The sequence below is a fragment of the Mesobacillus sp. genome (assembly GCF_057785455.1).
Genome location: NZ_JBYNSB010000013.1, coordinates 15,446 through 39,350 on the forward strand (window position 1 = coordinate 15,446; position 23,905 = coordinate 39,350).

Consider the following 23,905-nt stretch of genomic DNA (forward strand, 5'->3'; position numbering starts at 1 on the left):
ATTTTACTTGAAAAACGTTTACAGGAAAAGCAAAAAAGCAAACTTTGTCACACTTGTTCACAATTTAGACAAAAAACCCCATCAAATGATGAAGTTTTTGTGGAAATTACTCTTTATACTATTTCCAACCTAGCAGCCAATTAATCTTGCGATGACCATTCTTTGAACTTCAGATGTTCCTTCGCCGATTTCCAGCAGCTTGGCGTCCCTCATATAACGTTCTACTTCATACTCTCTCATGTATCCATAGCCTCCATGAATCTGGACAGCCTGGTCAGCCACCTCCATGGCTATTTCAGAGGCATAGAGCTTGCACATGGAAGCTTCTTTAGAGAAAGGCCGGCCCTGATCCTTAAGCCATGCAGCTTTATAAACCATATTTCTGGCAAGCTCAATCTTCATTGCCATATCTGCAAGTTTAAATTGAATTGCCTGGAATTTTGACAGTGATTTGCCAAACTGTTTTCTTTCCTGTGCATATTGAAGTGCTTTTTCGTATGCAGCTTGGGCTACACCCACAGCCATTGCTCCAATACCAATACGGCCGCCATCCAGTGTGATCAGGAATTGCTTAAAGCCATGGCCTTTCTTCCCTAACAGGTTTTCTGCCGGCACCCGTACGTTTTCCATTACCAGCTCTGTCGTATTGGAAGCATTAAGACCCATTTTTTCATAGTTGTCGATCACTGTAAAACCGGCAGCGTCTGTTGGCACGATAATCGCACTGATTTCTTTGGTGCCGTTGTTTTCACCTGTAATGGCTGTCAGTGCCAGGTGCTTTGCATAGCTCGCATTTGTAATGAAGCATTTGCTTCCATTGATGACATATTCACCGTTTTCTTCTTTTGCTGTCGTCTGTGTCCCGCCTGCATCCGACCCGGCATTCGGCTCAGTCAGCCCAAAAGCGCCCATCGATTCACCCGTACAGATTGGAGCAAGATATTTTTGTTTTTGCTCTTCTGTTCCAAATAAATTTATCGGTGCACCGCCCAATGAAATATGAGCTGAGTAGGTAATACCAGTCGATGCACAGGCCCTGCTCAATTCCTCAGTAACGATAGCAAAACTGATCGTATCCGCTCCTGCTCCCCCATATTCCTCTGGAAACGGCAAACCAAGCATTCCTAGTTCGCCGAGTTTCTTGAAGATTTCTGTCGGAAACTGCTTTGTTTTATCTCTTTCAATCGCTCCAGGAGCAACCTCTTCCTCAGCAAACTCTCTAATTGTCCTTTTAATCATTGCCTGTTCAGATGTTAAATCAAAATTCATTTCCATCCCCCTTAAGCTGTTGAATACGTTTTCATTTTTCATTATAAAGGTGAACAGACAATATTCTCAACATTTAAAAACTTTTAAATATTTAATTATTATATGAATATAGTAATTGCCAGAATGACAATGCCTATGAAGCCGGAGATTTTATAGGAAACAATCCTCCAACTATAACCAGCAGCAATCCATAAAAGACAATTCCCAATCGTTACCGCATATAACGCAAAGGTATTGCCAGGATAAAGAATTTCCGCCAATTGGACGCTGACGATCAGAAGAATAAGCGAGGCGGCTAGCAAAGGGATTAATTTTCGATAAGATTTGGAGATCAAGTACCATGCGGTTACAATTGAGCATATGCCGAAAATAGCCACTAGGCCAATTTGCAAAGTGAGAGACAATTCAGTAAAATAAAATAAAAATATTGAAAGCGATAACAGGGCAAGCAGGATAACATCTATAAGTGATAAGAAAGAGAAACGCTTCCTGGCTGCAGCCGGTGATTCAGGCGAACTGCCTTCTGTATACAGATTCAAAAGAAAATCACAATAATGCTCAGGCAGCATGCGATTTGTTTTCCAGTAATTAATTTCATGAATAATAATTTTCTTTCGGTGATCTTCCATCATATCCACGTCCTGTCGAGTAAGTCGGTATAAAAAAAGGAATAATTTACTTTTATTTTAAAAAGTAAATTATTCCTTGGCAATCCTATTCTAAAAAGTCTTTCAGGCGTTTGCTGCGGCTTGGGTGCCTTAGCTTGCGAAGTGCTTTGGCTTCGATCTGGCGAATACGTTCACGCGTAACACCAAATACCTTGCCCACTTCTTCCAATGTGCGAGTACGGCCATCGTCCAGTCCAAAACGGAGGCGCAGAACATTCTCTTCACGGTCAGTGAGTGTGTCCAGAACATCTTCAAGCTGTTCCTTCAATAACTCGTATGCAGCATGTTCTGAAGGAGAAGTTGCGTCCTGGTCTTCAATGAAATCTCCAAGATGTGAATCGTCCTCTTCTCCAATAGGAGTTTCAAGGGAAACAGGCTCTTGAGCGATTTTAAGAATTTCACGTACCTTATCTGGTGACAGATCCATGTCTTCACCAATTTCTTCAGGAGTCGGTTCGCGCCCTAAATCCTGAAGAAGCTGTCTTTGGACTCGGATTAATTTATTGATGGTTTCAACCATGTGGACCGGAATCCTGATTGTACGCGCCTGGTCTGCAATCGCACGAGTGATCGCCTGGCGGATCCACCATGTAGCATACGTACTGAATTTGAAGCCCTTGCGGTAATCAAATTTTTCTACAGCCTTGATCAATCCCATGTTACCTTCCTGGATCAAATCCAGGAACAGCATGCCTCGGCCTACATAGCGCTTCGCTATGCTTACAACAAGTCGAAGGTTAGCTTCTGCAAGGCGTCTTTTAGCTTCTTCGTCCCCTTGCTCAATCCGTTCGGCAAGATTGATTTCTTCCTCTGCAGATAGCAAATCGACGCGTCCGATTTCCTTAAGATACATTCTTACAGGGTCATTGATTTTGACTCCTGGGGGAACACTCAAGTCATTCAGATCGAATTCTTCATCATCTTTTGAAAGCTGTTTCAGATCGGGATCCTCTGACTCATCGCTCTCGCCAACGAGTTCAATTCCCTGCTCTCCAAGGAACTCATAATATTCATCCATTTGGTCTGAATCGAGCTCAAAGCTTGAGAGCCTTTCAGCAATATCATCATAGGCAAGGACGCCTGTCTTTTTGCCCAGCGCAGTTAGCTGGTCTTTCACTTGTTCAACAGTCACTTCATTTTCTGTGACCTCTTTAGAACGGGCCGACTTTTCAGCCATTTGTCCCCCTCCTTCCAAAAATCAAAAACAATCAGCATAGGGATTTATAGTGTCTTGCGCAAGCTGATAATTTCAGCAGCTATTGCCGCAGCACGCAAGAAGTCATTTTGTCGTTCTGCCTGTTTTTGTTCTGCCACTTTTTCCTTTATTTTTAACATTTTTTGATAATTCAACACCTGCTTGATATAATCAGTTAATTCCTGATCGCTGAGCTCCTCGTTAAGGGGCATCATTTCTATATCAGCAACGACCCTTTTTAGCTTATTATCCTTTAGATAATTTAAGAACGCACTTGGGTCGGGATCATGTCCTTTTTCATAGTATGCAAATAAATAAGTAATAATAGCCTGATGTTCATCAATGTTGAACGTATTTCCCTGGAGCAGGCCCTGAACCTTGTAGGCTATATCCGAATCCCTCATCATGTGGAAAATCAGGCGCCTTTCAGCTGTATGATAGGCTGGCTTCAGTTCGGCTTTCCGGCTGAAAGCCACTGGGTTTCTTTCCGGCTGCTGCCTGGGCTGATCTTTTCCCCGTTGGTTATTAGCCTGTGACAGCTGGTTTTGCTGCTGCACAAGTGCATCAAGCGAAAGCGAAAATTCGTTGGCAAGCTGCCTCAAATACAGGTCTTTTTCAACGGCCTTTTCAAGCTGGCTAATTTCTTTAAGTACTTCTTCGATATATTGAAGACGATCTCCTTCATTCTGAAGGTTTTTCCCTCTTCGGTAATATGATAATTTAAAGGCCATCAAGGTTGAGCTTGCCCCGATGATGTCATTTTTGAACTTTTCCTCACCGTGGATCTTTATGAACTCATCGGGATCCAGACCATCAGGCATCATTGCTACCTTGATCGTAAATCCAGCTTTGGAAAGCATGCCAGAAGCTCTGAATGCCGCTTCTATACCAGCTTTATCTGCATCATAGCAAATTGTAACAGCCTGGACATTTCTCTTCAGCAAGGATATATGCTCTTCGGTAAGCGAAGTCCCCATCGTAGCTACGCCATTTTCGACACCAGCACGATTTGCTGAAATGACATCAGCAAAGCCTTCAAAGAGGACAGCCTGCTGCTGTTTCCTGATAGAGCCCCGAGCAAGATGGAAATTATATAAAACCTTGCTCTTGTTAAAGATTTGCGTTTCAGGGCTATTCAGATATTTGGGTTCTTCGCCCCCCCGTGCCCTGCCTGAAAACGCAATCGTGTTCCCTTGATGGTCAAGAATCGGAAACATAATTCTATCCCGGAACCGGTCAAAGTAGGTCCCGTCTTTTTCCCTCTGTATGACCAAGCCTGCTTTTTCAATCAGAGCTAATGAAAAGCCTCTCTTTTCAAGCAGTTTTGTCACAAAATCCCAAGAAGGCAGTGCATAGCCAATCTGGAAGCGGTCGATGGATTCCATTGTGAACCCCCTATTTAGCAGGTACTCCAATGCATCCTGACCTTCTTTTGTGTTTACAAGCAAATGATGATAGAATTTACGCAATAACTCATGCGCTTCAATCATTTGCCTTGAACCTTCAGGTAATTGCGGTCCCCTGCCTGAAGCAGGGCCTTCCAGCTGCAATTCGACATTTGCGCGCTCGGCAAGCTTGATTGCGGCTTCCTGGAAGGATAGTCCATCAATTTCCATTAAAAATGAAAAAACATTTCCACCGGCACCACAGCCAAAACAATGATAAATCTGCTTGTCAGGCGATACCGAAAAGGAAGGGGAGTTTTCCCCATGAAATGGACAGAGACCAAAATAGTTCCTGCCCTGTTTCTTCAGCTGGACATAATCACCAATGACATCGACTATTTCAACCGCCTGACGGATCTCATTGACTTTTTCCTCGGCAATCCTCTCTGCCATATGCATGACCTCTGATTAGTTGTGATTCTTTGAACATATCTTAAAATTCGACAAAAGCATGCTTAATCCCTTTATAAACTTCCCCCTGTCTCTTTCAGTAAAGGGTTTTGGCCCTTTTCCATAAACTCCCTGCCTTCTTGCCTTTGCGGAAAGATGCCTGAGTTCGAGAGCAGTTTGTATCTCTTTTTCTTCAAATAGAGTTCCCCTTGGAGAGATGGCATAAACCCCTTTCGCAAGTAGGGTGGAAGCAAGACCAATATCCTGCGTCACCGCAAAATCACCTTTCTTAACGTGATTCATTAAATAAAGGTCCACAGCCTCTTTGTGGGAATCTACAAATACCCAATTCTGCCCTTCAAGGTTGTTCCTCATGTGGGCATATGAAGCCACAAAAATCACTCCGATTGAAAACTCGGAAGCAATTTCGACAATTTCCTTCATGACTGGGCATGAATCAGCATCCACAAATAGAGTCTGATTGTTGATTTCACTAGTATTAATTCTACATCCCCCCGCGTATTCCTTCTTAGGGACTATATTTTTTACAGGGAACTTTGTCGAATTTTTTCATGGTCATTATCTTGACAACTGATAATAAATAGTTTATTCGTAATCTGTCAAGTCTAAACCTAAACAGATACATTTTTATCACAATTTTTTATTATAGTATAAGAAAGCCTATATTTCCATTATTTTTTCTTGGTAAAGAATATCGTTTATAAGACTCAAAAAGAAAAGCACATAAAAATGGATATGTGCTAGGAATTGAGATTTTTCTTGCGGACCATATTAAGGATCACATTAGCCGTTTCCTCGACCGCTTTATTGGTTACATCTATAACAGGACAGCCAATCTTCTCGACAACTCCATCGAAGAACTGGATCTCTTCCTTGATACGCTCAATGTTTGCATAAATGGCTTTATCATTCAGGCCAAGTGATATCAGGCGCTCTCTTCGAATTTGATTTAACTTGTCAGGAGTAATCCTTAAACCAAAACACTTTTCCTTCGGAACCAGGAACAATTCTTCCGGAGGATCTACCTCTGGAACCAATGGCACGTTTGCGACTTTGTACCTTTTATGGGCAAGATATTGTGACAGCGGCGTTTTTGAAGTCCTCGATACGCCGACAAGCACGATATCCGCCTTTAAAATTCCCCTCGGATCACGTCCGTCATCATATTTAACAGCAAACTCAATCGCTTCTACCTTCTTAAAATAATCTTCATCAAGCTTCCGGACCAGGCCTGGTTCATATAGTGGGGTTTCGCCGCTGATAATCTGGATTTGCTGCATAAGAGGGCCAATGATATCGCAGGCATATACGCCTTCCTTAGCTGCGGCCTCTTTTAGATAATCACTGATTTCAGGTTTAACCAGCGTATATGCAATCATTCCTGCATCATGCTTTGCTAGTGCTACTACTTCATCGATATGTACTTTATCTTCAACATACGGATATCTTTTTAGCGTCACATCCACATGCTCAAATTGGCTGATCGCTGCCTTTGTAACGAGTTCAGCTGTCTCGCCGACAGAGTCAGAAACCACATAAATTATTGGCGTTTTATTCATTTTAATAACCAGCCCCTTCAATAATTGCTCCTTATTCCTCTGCCAATGCTACGAATGCCTTCGTAATGTTGGTCTTTGTCAGCCTGCCTACAAGCTCGAATCCATCATCCGTATCTTTGATGATCGGAAGGGCGTCAATCTGCTTTTCAATCAATTCCTTTGCGGCATCGATCAACAAGTCATCACGCCTGCAGACTGTAATATTCGGCATCCGCGTCATGATAATATTGACCGGAAGCGTTGTCAATTCCTGTTTGCCGATGCTTGCTCTCAACAAATCCTTCCTTGAAAGAACACCGACAAGCTTTGAAGCTTTGTCCACTACAAACAATGTCCCTACATCCTCAAGGAACATGGTGCAGATGGCGTCATAAACTGAAACATTTTCAGGTACGACAACCGGTATGGACTGATAATCTCTGACACGAATTTTCTTAAGGTTCTCAGACATCAGCTGTGAACCTGATTTTCCAGTGTAAAAGTATCCAACCCGAGGCCTTGCATCCAAATAGCCGGCCATTGTCAGGATGGCAAGGTCCGGCCTTAATGTCGCCCTTGTCAGATTTAGCCTGTCGGCAATATGTTCACCAGTAATCGGGCCATTATCCTTTACAATCTGCAGGATCTGCTCCTGGCGCTTATTCAGTTCGATTGTCCTCACCACCTAACCGGATTAATCACTATTATTATTGAAAACCTAAATATATAGCCTCTATTAACTTAATGCAGTAAATCGGCTGTCAGTTTTGTATTCGGAAAAAATTAACTGAATACTGCTTTTAAGATATTATATCTTAATGCCGGTAAATAAAAAGCAGATATTTGATATTATATTGGAGAATATGCGACTTTTACAGTACATTTTTATGTGCCTCCCTGTGAAGGAAGGCACATTATGGAATTACTTCACAACAATATCATTGACCTTGCCCAGTTTCATGATCAAGACAGCTAGTGCAGCCATCTGGTTAAGGCGGTTTTCCTTAACAGCATCATTATCCGACATAACCATCGTATGGTCAAAATACTGGTTGATGACAGGTTTTAGGGAAACTAGCATTTGATAGTAAGATGATGCCTCAACGCCGGTTTCAGTATTCTTGGCGAGCTCAAGATATTGATTATATAAAGCTTGCTCATGTTCATTTTCAAACAGATCCGGGTTGATATCCCCCAAGACCTCTTTCTTGCTGGCGATGTTCAGAACCCTGCTTAAGGCTTCAATGCTTTCCTTGAATCCTTCCTGAGAACTTGCCTCCTGAAGGGCATCGGCCTTTTCCATCAGCTTTGCGACTACGCCTAGTTCACCGCCAAGGACTGCATCAATTATATCATAGCGGATACCGCGTTCCTGCAGCATATGCTTAACTCTCAGCTTGAAGAATTGGATTAAATCGTGATAAATTTCTTCTTCTGGCCGTTTTGCAATGCCAGCTTCAGAAATCAGGTTCAAAGACAGCCCAATCAAATTTTCCAAGGTCACTGCCCATTGTTTTTCGATGAGTATCTGAACGATTCCGGTCGCCTGCCTTCTTAATGCATATGGATCCTGTGAACCACTTGGTATGATTCCAAGGGCAAAGAAGGAAATGATCGTATCCAGCTTATCAGAAACCGCCACTAGAGCTCCAGCCGCGGATTTCGGAAGGGAATCTTCTGCATTCCTTGGCATGTAATGTTCATTGATTGCTGCAGCAACTTCGGCAGACTCACCCTTTTGAAGTGCATACTTTTCACCCATAATACCCTGCAGCTCAGGGAACTCATATACCATCTGTGATACCAGGTCAAATTTACTGATTTGCGAAGCTCTGTCTGCTGCGCTGATGACATTTGAAGATATCTCCATTCTGTCGGCAATCAGCTTTACAAGATTGCGGACACGTTCGCTCTTTTCTGCGATTGTCCCTATCTCTTCATGATAGACGATTGTCTTTAGCTTATCTAATGCAGTTTCTATCTGGAGCTTTTGATCTTCTTTATAGAAGAACGCAGCATCAGCCAATCTTGCCCTTAATACCTTTTCGTTTCCGCGTGCGACTTTTTCAATATGGAGGTGATCTCCATTGCGGACTGTGACAAAATGAGGCAGCAAGTCTCCTTCATTTGATTTCACAGGGAAGTAACGCTGGTGCTCCTTCATAGAGGTTATCAGCACCTCGCCTGGGATCTCCAGGAACTCCTCTTCAAATCTGCCATATAACGCAGTTGGATATTCAACTAGATTATTGACTTCTTCTAGTAAATCTTCATCGACAGGAATGCTCCAGCTATTTTCTTCCTCTATTTTTTCAAGCTGCGATAAAATGGCCTCTTTACGCTTTTGGGCATCAGCCACAACGTATTCTCCCAATAGGATTTCTTCATATTCTTCAGGGCTGGAAATGGCCACTTCCCCAGCTCCAAGAAAGCGATGTCCTCTTGTTACATTCCCTGTTTTCACTCCAGCAATTTCGAATGGGATGATATCACTGCCAAACAAGGCTACAAGCCATTTAATCGGACGCACATACCGCATGTCAAGATCTGCCCAGCGCATGTTTTTCGGGAAGTTCAGGCTTGTGATAATCCCTTCAAGTTCAATTAGCAAATCTGCTGTTTCCTGCCCCTTGATGAACTTTCTGATGTGTGCGTATTCAACACCATTAATCTCTTTAAAGAAAATATCTTCAACGGTCATTCCCTGGCCGCGCGTGAACCCGATTGCTGCCTTTGACCACTCCCCTGATTCAGAAAGAGCAATCTTTTTGGCTGGGCCCTTCGCTTCCTCTTCGCTGTCTTCCTGGCGTTCATCTACATTCATGACAAGCACCGCAAGCCTGCGCGGTGTCGAATATAAATTTATGCTTCCATATCCGATTTTGTTGCTGTTAAGCCAGCTCTCAACCTTCGCACCCAGCTGGTTGATTGAATCGGTGATAAATCTTGCAGGCATTTCTTCCAATCCAATTTCAAGCAATAAATTACGCTTAGTCATTTTCAATCTGCTCCTTCCGTTTAATAATCGGGAAACCTAATTTTTCTCTTTCTTCATTGAAGGTTTTCGCTACTTTCTTGGCCAGGTTCCGGCAGCGTGCAATATAGCCAGTTCTTTCGGTAACAGAAATCGCGCCGCGGGCATCAAGAATATTGAAAACGTGGGAGCATTTCAGCACGTAGTCATAGGCAGGATGTACAAGACCTTCATCCATTTGACGGTGTGCCTCTTTTTCATAAATATTGAAAAGGTTGAAAAGCATTTCCTGATCAGAAGTTTCGAATGTATATTTTGAATGCTCATATTCTGGCTGTCCGAAAATATCCCTTACTGTGAAGCCATTAGTCCATTCCAAATCAAAGACATTCTCTTTATCCTGGATATATGACGCAAGTCTTTCGATACCGTAGGTTATTTCAACGGAAACCGGTTTACAATCCAATCCCCCTACCTGCTGGAAGTATGTGAATTGGGTAATTTCCATCCCATCCAGCCATACCTCCCATCCAAGGCCTGCGCAGCCAAGCGATGGATTTTCCCAGTTGTCCTCTACAAAGCGGATGTCGTGTTCCAGCGGGTCGATTCCCAGAGCCTTCAATGATTGAAGGTAGAGTTCCTGGATATTGTCTGGAGAAGGTTTCATGATCACCTGGAATTGGTGGTGCTGGTACAGCCTGTTAGGGTTTTCTCCATAACGGCCATCAGCAGGGCGGCGTGACGGCTCTACATAGGCAACATTCCACGGTTCTGGACCGATTGCCCTCAGGAATGTGTAAGGGCTCATTGTTCCCGCGCCTTTTTCGACATCATATGCCTGCATAAGGATACAGCCTTGTTCTGACCAATGTTTTTGCAATGTTAATATCATGTTTTGAATATTCATCTGTACACCTCCGAAGATTTTCTGCATCTTTGCTAATCGTTAAAAAACCAAATAAAAAACTCCCGCCTCCTATGCATTGAATATGCATAGGGACGAGAGTATACCCGCGGGTCCACCCTATTTGCCGCCAAAAGACAGCCTCTTTGAGAAAATGTCGCTCCAGAACGCCTTCCTTATTTCTCCATAACCCGGCTCCCACCATACCCGGACTCGCTAATACAGAGGAAATAAGTACTCCTTTCCTTCACCGCAACATATGTAATTTTAATTTGAATAATAGCGAAAACAATGAATGATGTCAATAGCTATAGCCTGTCCCTGAATGAATCCATCTGATCCAGGAACTTTCTGGTTTTCAGATAAAGGCCCGAGTACTCATCATAATAGGCGGAAATAACCTTTTTCAGTTCTGCCTTCGTCTCTGGCTTTACCGAAATATTGCCCAGGCGGTTCAAATCCAGCAAGTAAAATAAGCGCAGAAGCCTTACTGTTCCGGGTGCAATCTTAAATCTGTAGGGATCCAGTTCAAAGCATCGGTGGCAAAGCAGGCCTCCCTCTTTAATTGAAAAATGGAATTCTCCCTCTGTACTGCCGCAATTTGCACATTTGTCGAGAATAGGATAGAGCCCCTGGACATTCAGCATCTTCATTTCATAAATGTTGGTAAGGATCTCCAGATCATACCCTTCATTCATGTAATTGAGTGTCTGAAGAAGCAGTTCAAATAAAAAAGGGTTGGATTTCCTGTCCTCGGTTACTTTATCTGTTAAATCAACAATATAGCTTGCATGGGCAGTCAGGAAAATGTCTTCTCTGATCGAGCGCATTGATGAGATCATTTCCCCTTGCTGAAGACTGCCAAGCCCCGTACTGGACTGAAAAAGATACTGGCCATACGTAAAAAGCTGGGTGACGGCAGAGAGCCTGCTATTAGGCTTTTTAGCGCCTCTTGCCATCACACCAACTTTCCCGAATTCCCGCGTATATAAAGTAACAATTTTATTTGTTTCACCGTAATCTGTTGTTCTAATGACGATGCCTTCGCATTTTTGGAGCATCATTGGTCACCATCCATTACCGCAGACAAACCTATGAAATTGGAAAATCGATTTCTGCTAGTTCTTCCTCCTGATAACCGGGTATTTCTTGATTGTCCTTCTCCAACTCCTTAAAGAGAAGATAAGTGTCAATGTTACCTGTCTGAGAAAACACCTTCCAGGTAAAATCCAACATCGAAAACCCCACCTTTCGTATTTTCACTAGCAATTTATATCCCAAATCCTTATGAATATCATAGCCTGTCGATCAGATTTTCATGTTACGAAAAAATTGTAAATAGGGATCATGAATAATTTTATAGTAAAGCTAATATGTTAATGATGGAGCATTTGTCCTTATCATCAGGCTTAGTACTCATCTTCCCTGAAACCAAAATCCCTCAGCTGAGAAGCTTTGTTCCGCCAATCCTTCTGCACCTTCACCCATAGCTCCAGGAACACCTTTGAGCCTAACAGGTTCTCAATATCATGGCGTGCCCTTTTGCCGATTTCTTTCAGCATGCCTCCCTGCTTCCCAATGATGATGCCTTTCTGGGAATCCCGTTCGACAATGATCGTTGCCATGACATGCACCATATCCTTTTCTGGCTGTCGCTCCATTTTTTCGATGACTACCGCCAGTGAATGAGGAATTTCCTCTCTCGTAAGGTGCAATGCTTTTTCTCTTATCAATTCGGAAACAATGAATCGTTCCGGGTGGTCGGTAACCTGGTCCGCTGGATAAAACTGAGGACCTTCAGGCATCCTCTCCTTGATTTGTTCGAGAAGCCTGTCGATATTATTGCCTTCAAGTGCAGAAATAGGAACGATTTCAGCAAAATTGAATTTTTCCTTGTATGATTCAATTAGTTCAAGCAGCTGGTCAGGATGAATCAGGTCAATTTTGTTAATGACAAGAAAAACCGGTGTCTTGACGTTCTGCAGCTTTTCTATGATAAATTCCTCTCCTCGCCCATATCCTTCCTGGGCATTGACCATGAATAAAACTAAATCAACTTCTTTTAATGTGTTTTGTGCGACCTTCATCATGAAATCGCCAAGACGATGCTTTGGTTTGTGTATACCAGGAGTATCGATGAAAATCAATTGTGCATCTTCAAGCGTAAGCACTCCCTGGACTTTGTTCCTAGTCGTCTGCGGCTTATCGCTCATGATGGCGATTTTTTGGCCTATCACCCGATTTAGAAAAGTCGATTTGCCGACATTAGGTCTGCCTATGATCGAGATAAAGCCTGACCGATGTGATGTATTGCTTTGATTTTGAAAATTCATTTCGTTATTCACTTCTCCTCTTAATTTTACCCTATTTTCACAGAGATTTCATCGTTTGTAGCAAAAATGAAACATAAAATTTTAAATTTTCTAAAAATATTGCCACAGTGATTATATACTGTTATGTCATTTTACTTAAGTTTTTCCCTGTTTTCAAATCGGTTGAAACTTGCATTTGAAAAATCAGCTCTGAAAAAGAAAAAGCTGCCCGCCAGGACAACTAAAATAATAGGGCTGTATATATTCTAGGGATAAAGATAATCAAACCAATGATCACACTAATAAACGCGAAAAACAGTACTGCTCCCGCAGCGATGTCTTTTGCTTGTTTGGCAAGCGGATGGAATTCCTGTGTATACATATCAACCGTTCGTTCAATTGCAGTATTCAGCATTTCCAGGGCAATCATGCCGCCAATCGCCAGCAGAATCGCAATCCACTCATATTGCGTAATTGAAAAGGCGAAACCAGCGATAATCACGAATATTGAGATTACGATATGGATCCGGACATTCCGTTCCTTCGCGGCTGCTGCAGCTATTCCCTGAAACCCATACCTGAAGGAAGAAGCAAGACTGTGCTTCTTCCGTTTATCAGCGTCCAAGACCAAAACCTTCCAGGATTTCTTTCTGTCTGTCAAACATCTTCTTTTCATCTTGTTCATTCATATGGTCGTACCCCAAAAGATGAAGGAATCCATGGACAGCGAGGAACCCTAGTTCTCTCATGAAGTTATGATTATACTCCTCTGCCTGCTCCCTGGCCTTTGGTATTGAAATGATAATGTCGCCAAGTACACGCGGGATGTCCGCTCCGACAACCTCAATCTCCCCTTCAGTCATTTCTTCGAGCGCAAAGGAAATGACATCCGTCGGCTGGTCCTTATCACGGTATTCCCTATTGATTTCCTGAATTCTGTCATTTGACACAAAAGTAACAGAAAGCTCGCTTCCTGCTTTGACATTCTCTTTGTCAGCAGCATAATTCAGCAGATTTTCAATTTGTTCCAGGTCTGCTTCTGTCAATTCATTTATTTCATCTAAAAAATCGATTTCTAAACTCATGCCTGCTTCACCTTCTGTTTATTCATTTCTGGGTACTCGATCCTTGAATGGAATATCCCTTTTAAAGTTTCACATAATGTATCTGCTACTGTATCCAGCTCTTTCAGTGTAATATCGCATTCGCTAAGCTGGCCATCCTGCAGTCTGTCAGCAATAATATTGCGCACAAGGGATTCAATCTGGTCATGTGTTGGGTGGGCAAGCGAGCGGACTGCAGCCTCCACACTATCCGCTATGCCTATGACAGCAGATTCTTTAGTTTGTGCCTTTGGACCAGGATAACGGAAATCTTCTTCCTTAACATCATGACCATTTTGCTTCTCTTTGTGATAGAAGAATTTCAATAAAGTTGTTCCATGATGCTGTTCAGCGATATCAATGATCTCCCGCGGCATTCGATACTTCCGGAGCATATCCGCTCCATCCGCTGCATGGGCAATAATAATATTCTTGCTTGTCAGCGCAGGAAGTTTATCATGCGGATTATCCATATTTATCTGATTCTCTATGAAAAACTGAGGCCTCTTCGTCTTCCCGATATCATGATAGTAACAGCCTACCCTTGCCAGAAGGCCATTTGCACCAATTGCCTCACAGGCTGCCTCCGACAGATTGGCAACCATTACGCTATGGTGGTATGTCCCTGGAGCTTCCGTAAGAATTTTTCTCAAAAGCGGATGATTAGGATTGGACAGTTCAATCAGCCTTAATGCGGAAAGAATGCCAAACCCTGCTTCGAAAAATGGCAAAAGCCCAATGGTTAAAACGGCAGAAGTAATACCGGAAATGAACGCAGCCAAAATATAGAATCCGTATTCAAGTCCTGAATACTGGGTGTTCCTCATAAACAGCATTGAAACAATGACAAGGAGATTCACCACAGATACAAATAATCCTGCCTGTAAAATCTTTGAGCGCTGGTTCTGTTTTTGCAAAAATAAAATCGCGGCAATTCCGCTGGCAAGAATATAGATTCCTGCCGTCACATTAAGGGTGCCTGTGATTCCCTCGTTAAAGATAATTGTCCCGCAAATCGCCAGCACAACCATCTGGAACAAAGCCAGCCGTTCGTTGATCAAGATTTTTATCAGCATTGCCCCCATCGCTGCCGGGAAAATATAGCCCATATCAGAGTATTCGAATTCCTCAAAAACGCTGATCAGCTTCATAAGAAGGACTGAGGTGATAAATATCAGGCTGAAAATCAGCAAATATTTTTGTTTTTTGTCCCTATTGTCCATTTCATTGAAAATAAAATAAAGCGCAAACAGGATAAGACCAATTATCATAGCCAGCCCTATGAACGGCATATAGGAGTGTTCACTCTCAAGGAGCCCGACGAGCTGGAGCTTCTTGTAAATATCCCTGCTGATCAGCTGGCCCTCATCGACGATAATCTGCCCTTCAAGGATTCTTACTGGCTCAACCGCATCCATCGCTTGCTGTCTTAGATCTTCTGTAGCCTCCGGGTCATAAAATTCATTCTGGACCACTGCATATCTTGCTATTTTGGTGACTGCATCCTTCAGGCTGCTGCCAAGGCTAGTATACTTTAATTCTTCTTCCACTATTTTTTTTGCATTTTCCACTTCATCTGCCGGAATGCTCTTACTCATGACATTATTGATAGCTGTTACAGTCAAATCCTTCGCAACACTCAAATCCGCTTTTGATGATTCCAGCAAAGTTGTAAAAACCTGATCCGACAGGCTCTTAGTCTCACTATCGGTCAATTTGGTTTTAAGGGTTTCAAGCTTTTCTTTTTCTGTTGCTTCGATGACTACGATGTCTTCAGTGTTTTCAAGTGCGGCTTTCTTTTTTCTTTCTGCTTGTTCTTTTGCTTCATCATTTACCTCGGATACCGAATCAAAGATGGAGGTGACGAGGTCTACCCTGTTTTGTGCATATTCCTTCTTGACTGTATAGACATCTTTTACTCTCTCTATGGCTTCCCTTCGGCTATTTTCCGTACTTTCCTTATCCTCAATGGTTATAGGAGACCTGATTGTTTTTTCTGCCACAGAGAACAAATCAAGGTTCAGCTTTTCAGGCTTTACATTGCTGTACATTGCAGCAAACATCACAAGGCCGAGCAGCAAGAAGAGCAAGACACGGAAAATTTTTATATTTAACAAGTTCAATATGGCAGTTAATTGGACTTGAAGCTTATCCATATACAGTCCCCCTATTTGGCATTACTCTGCCTGTTGAGAATTACTGGGAAAATCCAACTTTATGTACCATGATATCAGTTTTCTTCTGAACTTTCACCTTGAATTATTGCTTTTCAATAATGTTCGGATTTTCATGTCCTTCCCATATATAACCAAAAGTCCGCCTTGTGATGAGCAAGTGCGGACTGACAATGGTATTATTCATTTTTTCCATATGCTTCAATGATTCTTCCTACTAATGGATGGCGGACGACATCTGCCTGCTCCAAATGAATAAAGGATATACCTGAAACATCGTTAAGGACCCTCTCAGCTTCTACCAGCCCTGATTTTGCGCCTTTTGGCAAGTCGACCTGAGAGGTATCTCCTGTAATCACCATTTTAGAGCCGAATCCAAGTCGTGTTAAGAACATTTTCATTTGTGCCTGAGTGGTATTCTGTGCTTCATCCAGAATGACAAACGCATCATCCAGTGTACGCCCCCTCATATAAGCCAGCGGCGCAATTTCGATGGTTCCGCGCTCAATTAGGCGCAATGTATGTTCAGTGCCCAGAATATCATGAAGGGCATCGTAAAGCGGACGCAGATATGGGTCTACTTTTTCCTTCAGGTCTCCAGGAAGAAAACCCAGGCTTTCGCCAGCTTCAACCGCAGGCCTTGTCAGTATGATCTTTGATACCGTTCCATTTTTCAAAGCCGTAACAGCCATCACAACAGCAAGATAGGTTTTTCCGGTACCAGCTGGCCCGACTCCGAATACGAGGTCCCTGCTCTTAATGGCATTAATGTAATGCCGTTGGCCAAGCGTCTTGACCCTGATTGATTTTCCTTTTACGTTTTTGCTGATTTCTTCATCATATAAATCGCGGAAATACTCAAGCGTCCCCTTCTCTGCCATCTGGATTGCATAGACAGTTTCTCGCTGGCTGATGCTGATTCCCTTCCTGATCACTGCAAGAAGATTGTTCAAGACAGCCTGAGCCTGCTCCACCTTTTCCTGCGGCCCTGAAATGCCTACTGTTTCTCCGCGTGTAACGATTGAGACACCAAGCTCCTGCTCAATCAGCTTGAGGTTCATATCTGAATTTCCAAAAAGCGAAATCGCTTCATTTGGATTAGCCAATTGTATTTCAGTCGTTTTTAAGTCTTCTGTCATTCTCAGTCTCCTTGGATTATTGGTTGTCCTACAGCTATATCTTCTACGATTGTAAAATGAGTGGTTAGCTTTACTTTATCATTCTCAATTGACTGATGTAAAATTTTTTCCCCTTTGATGATAGCATTTTCAGGAAGATGGTTTTTTATATCTTTTCTTGCTAATTCTTTTGCACTTTCAATCGCTTCCTGTCTTGAATAAATTCGGGTAACTGTTTCTCGTTCACGCAGCGTCTTCTTTTCAACCGTAAAAGGAAGCTCCCATTTAAAGAATTTAATTGGGTATAAATCTTCTTCCGTTTCATATTCCTTAAATTCAGGTTTGCCAAACCCCCACACAGGAAGAGCCTTGCTGCCAATTTTCAAAGCGTACTTTCTTTTTTCATTGCCGTTAAAAGCCTGGAATGTACTCTTCAAAGGCAATTCTACTTTTGTCGAATACCAGGTTTCCCCCAGGATTTCACCAGTGGCGGCAACCGATTTCAAATCATCTTCTTTTCCATATAATCCAGAAACAAGCAGCTGCCCGGGAAGCACAAAATCATGTACTTTAACTACCGGCTCTCCTTTTTCCACAAACATTTTTACGATTGATGCTTTCCTTTTAGCGACTAAATGCCTGGGCCCAACTGCTTCCGCCTTCTTCGGCTCACTCTTTTCAACTACCTGAAAATGAAATGTCGTTCCTTTCAGCTCGACCCCAATCCAGGTGATTGCTTCAATCCGGTCTGTAAGCTCCCTTTGGACACCTTCTACATTATCAACGGAAAATTGCATTTTGCCCACACTGATCCCCATCTTGTCCAATTCTTTGCGAATCAAATGCTCAGTAGCCGGATTTGCCCCTTTGATTTCAATTCCCCACACCATGTTGGACAAAAGCATAATGACACCAAGAAATAGACAGGCTCCAATCAGAAATCCACTGTTTGTCCATAATCTCTTTAAAAAGAAAGGGCCCCCTGCCCTCTCCAGAAACCTGATTTTACACTCGCTTTCTCTTGCAGGAATCCTCAGCTTCTTAACATCCTGCAAATTCACATAAAAGGTAACCGCCTCCCCTCCATGCTTACGGACATTCCAGATTGCGATCCCATTCCGGGTCAGCTGGTTAAGGAATCTTTCTATTCCCTTTCCGGTAAGCTTGACCTTCACAGTACCAGAAAAGATGTGAATCCACTGATTTTTCATATGTCTCCCCCTCGTTTCACTCATTTATATATATCACCTGGTCGATTTTTCCTTCCAACAATATTTCTTCGGGTAAAATGGTCCTAATGACAAAGGCTTTTCCTTTTACAAGCAGCTGTCCATTTTTAATGAGCAGCCTTACCTCGCCATCTGAAAACGCAAGCAATCCCCGGTGATTTTCTATATAAATATGGACTTGCCCAACCATCGTGATTCTAGGGAGATCCATCATGACATCTTGAGGAAGATCCATTTTTTGTGTCATCCATTTACGTACATACTGGCCCCATTTTTTTGCCATAAAAAAAGAACCCCCTTTCATCTCATATGTATGAGAAAAAAGAAGGTTCTAGCACCTTTTTTCGCTGAACAATAGTAACTTGCCGGCTTTTAAAAGCTGCAGCGATGTTTTCGTCAGATTAACTAATTCTGCAATTTCAAAGTTTTTTTATTCAGCCTCGGGAACCTGTCTGATAAGGCTTCTTCGAACGAGGCTTGCCAAGAACCTCTGCCCAGATCAATCCCTCTATCAGCCGATCCTGATCGGGTTCAAACTGGAAGGAAGGCTCAGAACTCGCTTCTGCCCTTCTTAGTCTTCCCGGCTCCGCATTTGCCGTCAGCCTGCCGGATGATGCTGTCCTTTGTCTGCTGTCTTTTGTTACAGCCTCTTGCTTTCTTTCCTGATAGACTTTTTGCATATCATTCGCATTTACAGCAGTCGGCTTTGCCTGCACAGGTGCCTGCTGCGCTGGACGCGGACCAGCCGGCCTGGGAGCAGGTTTAGGTTTATACTTTGGTTCGGCAGGCATGCTCATGACTTCGGGTTTCCCAACTGGCCGGACCGGCCGTCGCTTCTGCTGTTCCTGGCCGCTTCCTTTCGCTTTGTTAAAAAGGCTTGAAAGGATTCCGATCACAATAAAGATGAGAATCGGATTACCCAGAAGATCAAACAAAGCTTCCATAAGGAGCACCCCTTTCTTTTAACGGATACTCTCGTTAATTGTTATTTTGATCATCCTTTTTATTATTGGACAATTTTCCAATCGAGCCTCTCATATCTGTATCAGCAGATATATTTTGGATGTTCATGTAATCCATGACCCCAATATTGCCCTCGCGAAGCGCTTCTGCCATCGCAAGCGGAACAGTTGCTTCAGCTTCAACTACCTTCGCCCTCATTTCCTGGACGCGGGCTTTCATTTCCTGTTCCTGGGCTACTGCCATTGCGCGGCGTTCTTCTGCCTTTGCCTGGGCAATTTTCTTATCAGCCTCCGCTTGTTCTGTTTGCAGCTCTGCTCCGATGTTTTTGCCGATGTCTACATCGGCGATATCGATGGAGAGGATTTCAAATGCTGTTCCTGCATCCAGCCCTTTTGAAAGAACGGTCTGAGAAATCATATCTGGGTTTTCCAGCACCTTTTTATGGTTATCAGAAGAACCAATCGTTGATACAATGCCCTCGCCGACACGAGCAACAATCGTTTCTTCACCAGCACCCCCAACGAGTCTGTCGATATTCGCTCTCACAGTGATTCTTGCTTTTGCTTTTACCTCGATACCATCCATCGCCACACCAGCAATGAAAGGTGTTTCAATAACCTTTGGATTGACGCTCATTTGAACTGCTTCCAATACATCACGGCCTGCAAGGTCAATCGCCGCCGCTCTTTCAAAGGATAGTTCGATGTTGGCACGGTGTGCAGCAATCAAGGCATTGACGACCCTGTCTACATTACCTCCAGCAAGATAATGGCTCTCAAGCTGGTTCGTAGTCACATTCAAACCTGCTTTGTGGGCTTTGATCATCGGGTTGATGACCCTGCTTGGGATAACCCTTCTCAATCTCATCCCAATCAACGTGAATATGCTTACTCTTACACCTGCTGCCAGGGCCGAGATCCATAGCATCACTGGAACGAATGTCAGCAATACGCCAAGCAAAATGATCGCAAGTACAATAGCAACTAAGATAAATGCTGTTCCTGCTTCTAACATAGTTTTGCCTCCTCATTGTCTCTTTTCAATTCTTAAAAATTTTTATCATTCAGAGGCCGGAACCTCTCGAACCACAATTCTTGCACCTTCTGTTTTAACAATCCTAACTTTTCGATCCTTCGGAATGAATGCTCCTTCACTGACAGCATCAATCCGTTCGTCATCAACAAGGATTGTTCCTGAAGGCCTCAGCGCCGTCAGTGTGACTCCCTCCACTCCAATCAGCTCAAGGCGGTTCTTATTGGATACATAACCCTTTTCAGTGCTGGTTGAATCAGTCAGTATGATACGTTTAAATAATTTCATCCTTTTTCCAAACACCTTTATCATTAAGATGGAAAGAATTATTGAAGCACTTAAGGCAATCAGCAGCGATATTCCCATATGGACAATATTATCTGATGCAATGAAAAAGCTTGCGATCACTGCTAAGAATCCGACCGCCCCGGCAATTCCGCCCGGCACGAAGAATTCCAGCAGGATCAAACCAATACCAAGGGCAAACAGGATGAGTGCTTCAAACCCTGCCAACCCCGCGACCATGTGGCCGTAAAAGAACAATAGCAGCGATGACAGCCCGGCCAGACCTGGCAAGCCAAAACCAGGCGAATAGAGCTCAAGCACTAAGCCGAGGCTTCCAATCGTAAGGAGGATTGGAATCACGACAGGATGTGTCAGGAACCTCGCCAGCTTCTCGGCAAATGTTTCATGGACATCCCTGATTTCTGCATTTTCATATCCCAGTCTATCGAGCAGATCATCCAGATCTTTTACAGTTCCTTCCGAGTATCCTACTTCCAAAGCCTGGTCAGCTGTCAGTGTGAGCAGCTTCCCTTTACCGGCACCGTACTCCGGAAGATCAATACTTTCATCAGCCATTGCCTGTGCATAAATTGGGTCCCTGCCGCTTTCGACCGCTGCACTTTTCATAGCAGCAAACCAATAGGATTCAGCTTTTTTCCCAGCTGTATTCCCCTCCTGGTCAATGATAGCCGCAGAGCCCATGGTTGAACCAGGAACCATATAGATTTCATCCGTATTCAATGAAATATAAGCTCCGGCAGATAATGCCTGCTTATTCACGAACGCAATCGTTTTCAATTGTGTGCCTGTAAGAAGTTTGGCAATGCCTCCAGCCGCGTCAACAGCCCCTCCCGGAGTATTGACATCAAAAATAATGGCCTCAGCACCAGCATCTTCGGCTTCCTCCACCGCTCTCTCAAGAAAGGCCAGCAGCCCTTTCTCAACAGTTTCTTCGATTGGCACGACATAGACGATTTGTTTCTTCGCCTCAGCAGAATAAGGACTGAACAGCCCGGCAAACGATAATACAAGAATCAGGCTGGCAATCACTGCTTTAATATTCAAGTCGGCACCCCCATCCATCATTAAATTATGCCATAGTGGTAGTACGGAGCGGGATTGAAAAAGGTTTCAAAATTTTACCCAATTTTTGCTTCCAAGCTTTTATGTACATCATTAGTATACGCTAAAAAGGCCGCAAGAATATCTTACGGCCTTCGAGCTTTTATGAAAGGTGTTGTTGTACGAGTTTATTAACGAGAGATCCGTCTGCTTTACCTTTAACTTTAGGCATAATGACAGCCATTACTCTACCCATATCGGCTTTTGATGCCGCACCTGTTTCCGCGATAGCTGATTTGACGATATCCGCCACTTCTTCTTCGCTTAGCTGCTGTGGCATGTAAATCTCGACATGCTTTAGTTCAGTTTGTATCTTTTCAACGAGGTCTTCACGACCTGCTTTTTCAAATTCCTGGAGGGAATCTTTGCGTTGTTTCACTTCACGAGAAAGTACAGTTAACTCTTCTTCTTCAGATAGTTCCTGCTTGCCAAGCTTGATCGCTTCGTTCTGCAGGGATGCTTTGACCATCCGAATAGTAGTGAGTCTGTCCTTTTCTTTGTTCTTCATCGCTTGTTTCATATCATTATTTAAACGCTCGAGCAGGCTCAATTTGATTCCACCCTCTCTTAGAACTTGCGTTTTCTAGCAGCTTCAGACTTTTTCTTACGCTTTACACTAGGTTTTTCGTAGAATTCGCGCTTTCTAGCTTCTTGGATAGTACCTGATTTAGATACCGTACGTTTGAAGCGTCGAAGAGCATCTTCAAGCGATTCGTTTTTACGAACGACAGTTTTAGACATTCTCTTTCCCTCCCTCCGAGCACAACACACTAACACCAAAACACATGGGAAACCATGTACCTTGCAATTATAATATAACACCTTCATGAGGTCAACTGTAATTAGCCCTTGTTTTAAATTATGTACGATTGCCTTTATATTTTTTCTAGTAAATTTTGTATGCATGTCCAGATTCCCTTTTCATACATTTAAATGAAAGGGTGAGCGCAATGGTTTATCTATTTTTGTTCCTATTATTCCTTGGAACCTTCCTGGGCGGGATGGCGTTATTAAGAAGAGGCCTTTTTCGGCTCTCGGCAAGCAGGATGAAAAATTGGCTAGCCGCCATGACCGATACACCGTTAAAGGGACTGATTGCCGGCATGGCTGTAACCGCACTCCTGCATAGCAGTTCAGCGGTAATGGTGATTACGATCGGCTTGATCGCCGCCGGGCTGCTAAAATTTTCCCAGTCAATCGGCATCATACTTGGCTCGAACATCGGAACTACCTTTACACTTGAAATCATCACTTTCAATATAGATATCTTTATTGTGCCGTTTGCTGTCGGTGGCGCTATCATGATTCTGATGAAAAACAGGACATGGCAGAATCTTGGAGCAATTTCTTTTGGTATAGCTGCTGTTTTTGCTGCGATGAGGGGATTCTCGTTTTTAGCAGACCCGGTTACAAGTATCCCACTTGTCGAGAATGCCCTCCAAAATCTTAATAACAGCCATATAGTAAGTATTTTAACCGGGACTATTGTAACAGGGCTGATCCAATCAAGCACAGCGATGACAGGTATCCTTATGGGTTTTCTGACAGAAGGAACCCTCAAAATGGACTCTGCGATCGCCGCCATGCTCGGAGCCAATATCGGCACTTGCATTACCGCCTTGCTTGCTTCCATTGGTGCCGGCCGCGAAGGCAAACTTACAGCTTACGCCCATATTTGGCTCAATCTTGCTGGGGCGTTGGCCTTCTACCCTTTTATTGATGATGTTGCCAGACTTGTTCCATTGTCAGCGGAACGCCCTGAGGTGCAGCTCGCCCATGTAAGTGTCATATACAATATTTTCGCTTCCCTGCTGGTGCTGCCTTTTGCTGAGAAATTCGGAAGATTGGTCGAGTGGGTTCATGGGGGCAGGAGCCACATTTAACGGCAGCGGCGGTGTATGTGGGAAATTGGACAAGGATTAACATTTTCAGAGTGGTCTGGATGAGCTGGAAAAAAACTCGGATTTTTTCCAATTCGTCGATATATTTTATTTTTCGTCGATATAATTGGTTTTTCGTCAATATATTATTTTTCTCGTTGATATCCTAAATATTTTTGCTGATACTCTAAATGTTTTAACCGATATTCTAAATATTTTTGCTGTTATTCTAAATATTTTCCCGGTACCCTAAATATTTTCACAGGTAGCCTAAATATTTTCA

At 43.2% G+C, this 23,905-nt stretch carries 24 protein-coding genes; 1 reads left to right on the forward strand and 23 read right to left on the reverse strand.

Features of this window, described 5'->3' with window-relative positions; translation table 11 throughout:
- Positions 1-129: 129 nt before the first annotated feature.
- The 23 genes from AC3EBE_RS05080 to rpsU form a co-directional block, all read right to left on the reverse strand.
- Entirely contained in the window at positions 130-1,269 is a 1,140-nt protein-coding gene (locus AC3EBE_RS05080; RefSeq protein WP_488593936.1) for an acyl-CoA dehydrogenase family protein, read from the reverse strand.
- Between the two features lie 98 nt (positions 1,270-1,367).
- Positions 1,368-1,901, reverse strand: a complete 534-nt coding sequence (locus AC3EBE_RS05085) for a hypothetical protein (protein WP_488593937.1) — start codon at positions 1,899-1,901, stop codon at positions 1,368-1,370.
- An 82-nt stretch (positions 1,902-1,983) separates the two neighbouring features.
- Complete coding sequence (rpoD, locus tag AC3EBE_RS05090; RefSeq protein WP_488593938.1) at positions 1,984-3,114, reverse strand: RNA polymerase sigma factor RpoD; 1,131 nt, start codon at positions 3,112-3,114, stop codon at positions 1,984-1,986.
- Positions 3,115-3,158: 44 nt separating this feature from the next.
- Entirely contained in the window at positions 3,159-4,970 is a 1,812-nt protein-coding gene (gene dnaG, locus AC3EBE_RS05095; protein ID WP_488593939.1) for a DNA primase, read from the reverse strand.
- A 15-nt stretch (positions 4,971-4,985) separates the two neighbouring features.
- Positions 4,986-5,435 carry a YaiI/YqxD family protein gene (locus tag AC3EBE_RS05100; protein WP_488593940.1) on the reverse strand — a complete coding sequence of 150 codons (450 nt, stop codon included), beginning with the start codon at positions 5,433-5,435 and terminating at the stop codon, positions 4,986-4,988.
- Between the two features lie 293 nt (positions 5,436-5,728).
- The gene (locus AC3EBE_RS05105) at positions 5,729-6,547 is read right to left on the reverse strand and encodes a pyruvate, water dikinase regulatory protein (protein WP_488593941.1); all 819 of its coding nucleotides are present in this window, start codon (positions 6,545-6,547) and stop codon (positions 5,729-5,731) included.
- Between the two features lie 31 nt (positions 6,548-6,578).
- A complete protein-coding gene (ccpN, locus tag AC3EBE_RS05110) occupies positions 6,579-7,211 on the reverse strand; it encodes a transcriptional regulator CcpN (RefSeq protein WP_488593942.1) in 633 nt (210 codons plus the stop codon).
- Positions 7,212-7,448: 237 nt separating this feature from the next.
- Positions 7,449-9,524 (reverse strand): glycine--tRNA ligase subunit beta, encoded by a 2,076-nt coding sequence (gene glyS, locus AC3EBE_RS05115; protein WP_488593943.1) that lies wholly within the window; start codon positions 9,522-9,524, stop codon positions 7,449-7,451.
- Entirely contained in the window at positions 9,517-10,407 is an 891-nt protein-coding gene (glyQ, locus tag AC3EBE_RS05120; RefSeq protein WP_488593944.1) for a glycine--tRNA ligase subunit alpha, read from the reverse strand. The genes glyS and glyQ overlap by 8 nt, the downstream gene beginning before the upstream one ends.
- A gap of 305 nt (positions 10,408-10,712) precedes the next feature.
- Positions 10,713-11,465, reverse strand: coding sequence for a DNA repair protein RecO (recO, locus tag AC3EBE_RS05125; protein WP_488594011.1), 753 nt, complete (start codon positions 11,463-11,465; stop codon positions 10,713-10,715).
- A 31-nt stretch (positions 11,466-11,496) separates the two neighbouring features.
- The gene (locus AC3EBE_RS05130; RefSeq protein ID WP_423993817.1) at positions 11,497-11,640 is read right to left on the reverse strand and encodes a YqzL family protein; all 144 of its coding nucleotides are present in this window, start codon (positions 11,638-11,640) and stop codon (positions 11,497-11,499) included.
- 173 nt (positions 11,641-11,813) lie between these two features.
- Positions 11,814-12,737, reverse strand: coding sequence for a GTPase Era (gene era, locus AC3EBE_RS05135; RefSeq protein ID WP_488593945.1), 924 nt, complete (start codon positions 12,735-12,737; stop codon positions 11,814-11,816).
- Between the two features lie 220 nt (positions 12,738-12,957).
- Positions 12,958-13,341, reverse strand: coding sequence for a diacylglycerol kinase family protein (locus tag AC3EBE_RS05140; RefSeq protein WP_488593946.1), 384 nt, complete (start codon positions 13,339-13,341; stop codon positions 12,958-12,960).
- Complete coding sequence (ybeY, locus tag AC3EBE_RS05145; protein WP_488593947.1) at positions 13,331-13,801, reverse strand: rRNA maturation RNase YbeY; 471 nt, start codon at positions 13,799-13,801, stop codon at positions 13,331-13,333. The genes AC3EBE_RS05140 and ybeY overlap by 11 nt, the downstream gene beginning before the upstream one ends.
- Positions 13,798-15,975, reverse strand: a complete 2,178-nt coding sequence (locus tag AC3EBE_RS05150; RefSeq protein WP_488593948.1) for an HD family phosphohydrolase — start codon at positions 15,973-15,975, stop codon at positions 13,798-13,800. The genes ybeY and AC3EBE_RS05150 overlap by 4 nt, the downstream gene beginning before the upstream one ends.
- 197 nt (positions 15,976-16,172) lie before the next feature.
- Entirely contained in the window at positions 16,173-17,132 is a 960-nt protein-coding gene (locus AC3EBE_RS05155) for a PhoH family protein (RefSeq protein ID WP_488593949.1), read from the reverse strand.
- 2 nt (positions 17,133-17,134) lie between these two features.
- A complete protein-coding gene (yqfD, locus tag AC3EBE_RS05160) occupies positions 17,135-18,322 on the reverse strand; it encodes a sporulation protein YqfD (RefSeq protein WP_488593950.1) in 1,188 nt (395 codons plus the stop codon).
- 16 nt (positions 18,323-18,338) lie between these two features.
- The gene (gene yqfC, locus AC3EBE_RS05165) at positions 18,339-18,623 is read right to left on the reverse strand and encodes a sporulation protein YqfC (protein ID WP_488593951.1); all 285 of its coding nucleotides are present in this window, start codon (positions 18,621-18,623) and stop codon (positions 18,339-18,341) included.
- A gap of 151 nt (positions 18,624-18,774) precedes the next feature.
- Positions 18,775-19,284, reverse strand: a complete 510-nt coding sequence (locus tag AC3EBE_RS05170) for a hypothetical protein (RefSeq protein ID WP_488593952.1) — start codon at positions 19,282-19,284, stop codon at positions 18,775-18,777.
- A 34-nt stretch (positions 19,285-19,318) separates the two neighbouring features.
- A complete protein-coding gene (gene floA / locus AC3EBE_RS05175; RefSeq protein WP_488593953.1) occupies positions 19,319-20,317 on the reverse strand; it encodes a flotillin-like protein FloA in 999 nt (332 codons plus the stop codon).
- Between the two features lie 45 nt (positions 20,318-20,362).
- Positions 20,363-21,679: an NfeD family protein gene (locus AC3EBE_RS05180; protein ID WP_488594012.1), complete on the reverse strand. Its 1,317-nt coding sequence runs from the start codon at positions 21,677-21,679 to the stop codon at positions 20,363-20,365.
- 166 nt (positions 21,680-21,845) lie between these two features.
- The gene (locus tag AC3EBE_RS05185; RefSeq protein WP_488593954.1) at positions 21,846-22,292 is read right to left on the reverse strand and encodes a GatB/YqeY domain-containing protein; all 447 of its coding nucleotides are present in this window, start codon (positions 22,290-22,292) and stop codon (positions 21,846-21,848) included.
- Between the two features lie 17 nt (positions 22,293-22,309).
- Positions 22,310-22,483 carry a 30S ribosomal protein S21 gene (gene rpsU / locus AC3EBE_RS05190; RefSeq protein ID WP_015595024.1) on the reverse strand — a complete coding sequence of 58 codons (174 nt, stop codon included), beginning with the start codon at positions 22,481-22,483 and terminating at the stop codon, positions 22,310-22,312.
- A gap of 209 nt (positions 22,484-22,692) precedes the next feature.
- Here rpsU and AC3EBE_RS05195 point away from each other — a divergent pair, with 209 nt between their 5' ends.
- A complete protein-coding gene (locus AC3EBE_RS05195) occupies positions 22,693-23,625 on the forward strand; it encodes a Na/Pi symporter (RefSeq protein ID WP_488593955.1) in 933 nt (310 codons plus the stop codon).
- Positions 23,626-23,905: the final 280 nt, after the last annotated feature.

Bases quoted from the DNA above. Each gene is read 5' to 3' on its own strand.
- AC3EBE_RS05080 (WP_488593936.1), bottom strand. From the start codon at position 1,269: ATGAATTTTGATTTAACATCTGAACAGGCAATGATTAAAAGGACAATT.
- AC3EBE_RS05085 (WP_488593937.1), bottom strand. From the start codon at position 1,901: ATGATGGAAGATCACCGAAAGAAAATTATTATTCATGAAATTAATTAC.
- rpoD (WP_488593938.1), bottom strand. From the start codon at position 3,114: ATGGCTGAAAAGTCGGCCCGTTCTAAAGAGGTCACAGAAAATGAAGTG.
- dnaG (WP_488593939.1), bottom strand. From the start codon at position 4,970: ATGGCAGAGAGGATTGCCGAGGAAAAAGTCAATGAGATCCGTCAGGCG.
- AC3EBE_RS05105 (WP_488593941.1), bottom strand. From the start codon at position 6,547: ATGAATAAAACGCCAATAATTTATGTGGTTTCTGACTCTGTCGGCGAG.
- glyS (WP_488593943.1), bottom strand. From the start codon at position 9,524: ATGACTAAGCGTAATTTATTGCTTGAAATTGGATTGGAAGAAATGCCT.
- glyQ (WP_488593944.1), bottom strand. From the start codon at position 10,407: ATGAATATTCAAAACATGATATTAACATTGCAAAAACATTGGTCAGAA.
- recO (WP_488594011.1), bottom strand. From the start codon at position 11,465: ATGCTCCAAAAATGCGAAGGCATCGTCATTAGAACAACAGATTACGGT.
- AC3EBE_RS05130 (WP_423993817.1), bottom strand. From the start codon at position 11,640: ATGTTGGATTTTACCTGGAAGGTGTTTTCTCAGACAGGTAACATTGAC.
- era (WP_488593945.1), bottom strand. From the start codon at position 12,737: ATGAATTTTCAAAATCAAAGCAATACATCACATCGGTCAGGCTTTATC.
- ybeY (WP_488593947.1), bottom strand. From the start codon at position 13,801: ATGAGTTTAGAAATCGATTTTTTAGATGAAATAAATGAATTGACAGAA.
- AC3EBE_RS05150 (WP_488593948.1), bottom strand. From the start codon at position 15,975: ATGGATAAGCTTCAAGTCCAATTAACTGCCATATTGAACTTGTTAAAT.
- AC3EBE_RS05155 (WP_488593949.1), bottom strand. From the start codon at position 17,132: ATGACAGAAGACTTAAAAACGACTGAAATACAATTGGCTAATCCAAAT.
- yqfD (WP_488593950.1), bottom strand. From the start codon at position 18,322: ATGAAAAATCAGTGGATTCACATCTTTTCTGGTACTGTGAAGGTCAAG.
- yqfC (WP_488593951.1), bottom strand. From the start codon at position 18,623: ATGGCAAAAAAATGGGGCCAGTATGTACGTAAATGGATGACACAAAAA.
- AC3EBE_RS05170 (WP_488593952.1), bottom strand. From the start codon at position 19,284: ATGGAAGCTTTGTTTGATCTTCTGGGTAATCCGATTCTCATCTTTATT.
- floA (WP_488593953.1), bottom strand. From the start codon at position 20,317: ATGTTAGAAGCAGGAACAGCATTTATCTTAGTTGCTATTGTACTTGCG.
- rpsU (WP_015595024.1), bottom strand. From the start codon at position 22,483: ATGTCTAAAACTGTCGTTCGTAAAAACGAATCGCTTGAAGATGCTCTT.
- AC3EBE_RS05195 (WP_488593955.1), top strand. From the start codon at position 22,693: ATGGTTTATCTATTTTTGTTCCTATTATTCCTTGGAACCTTCCTGGGC.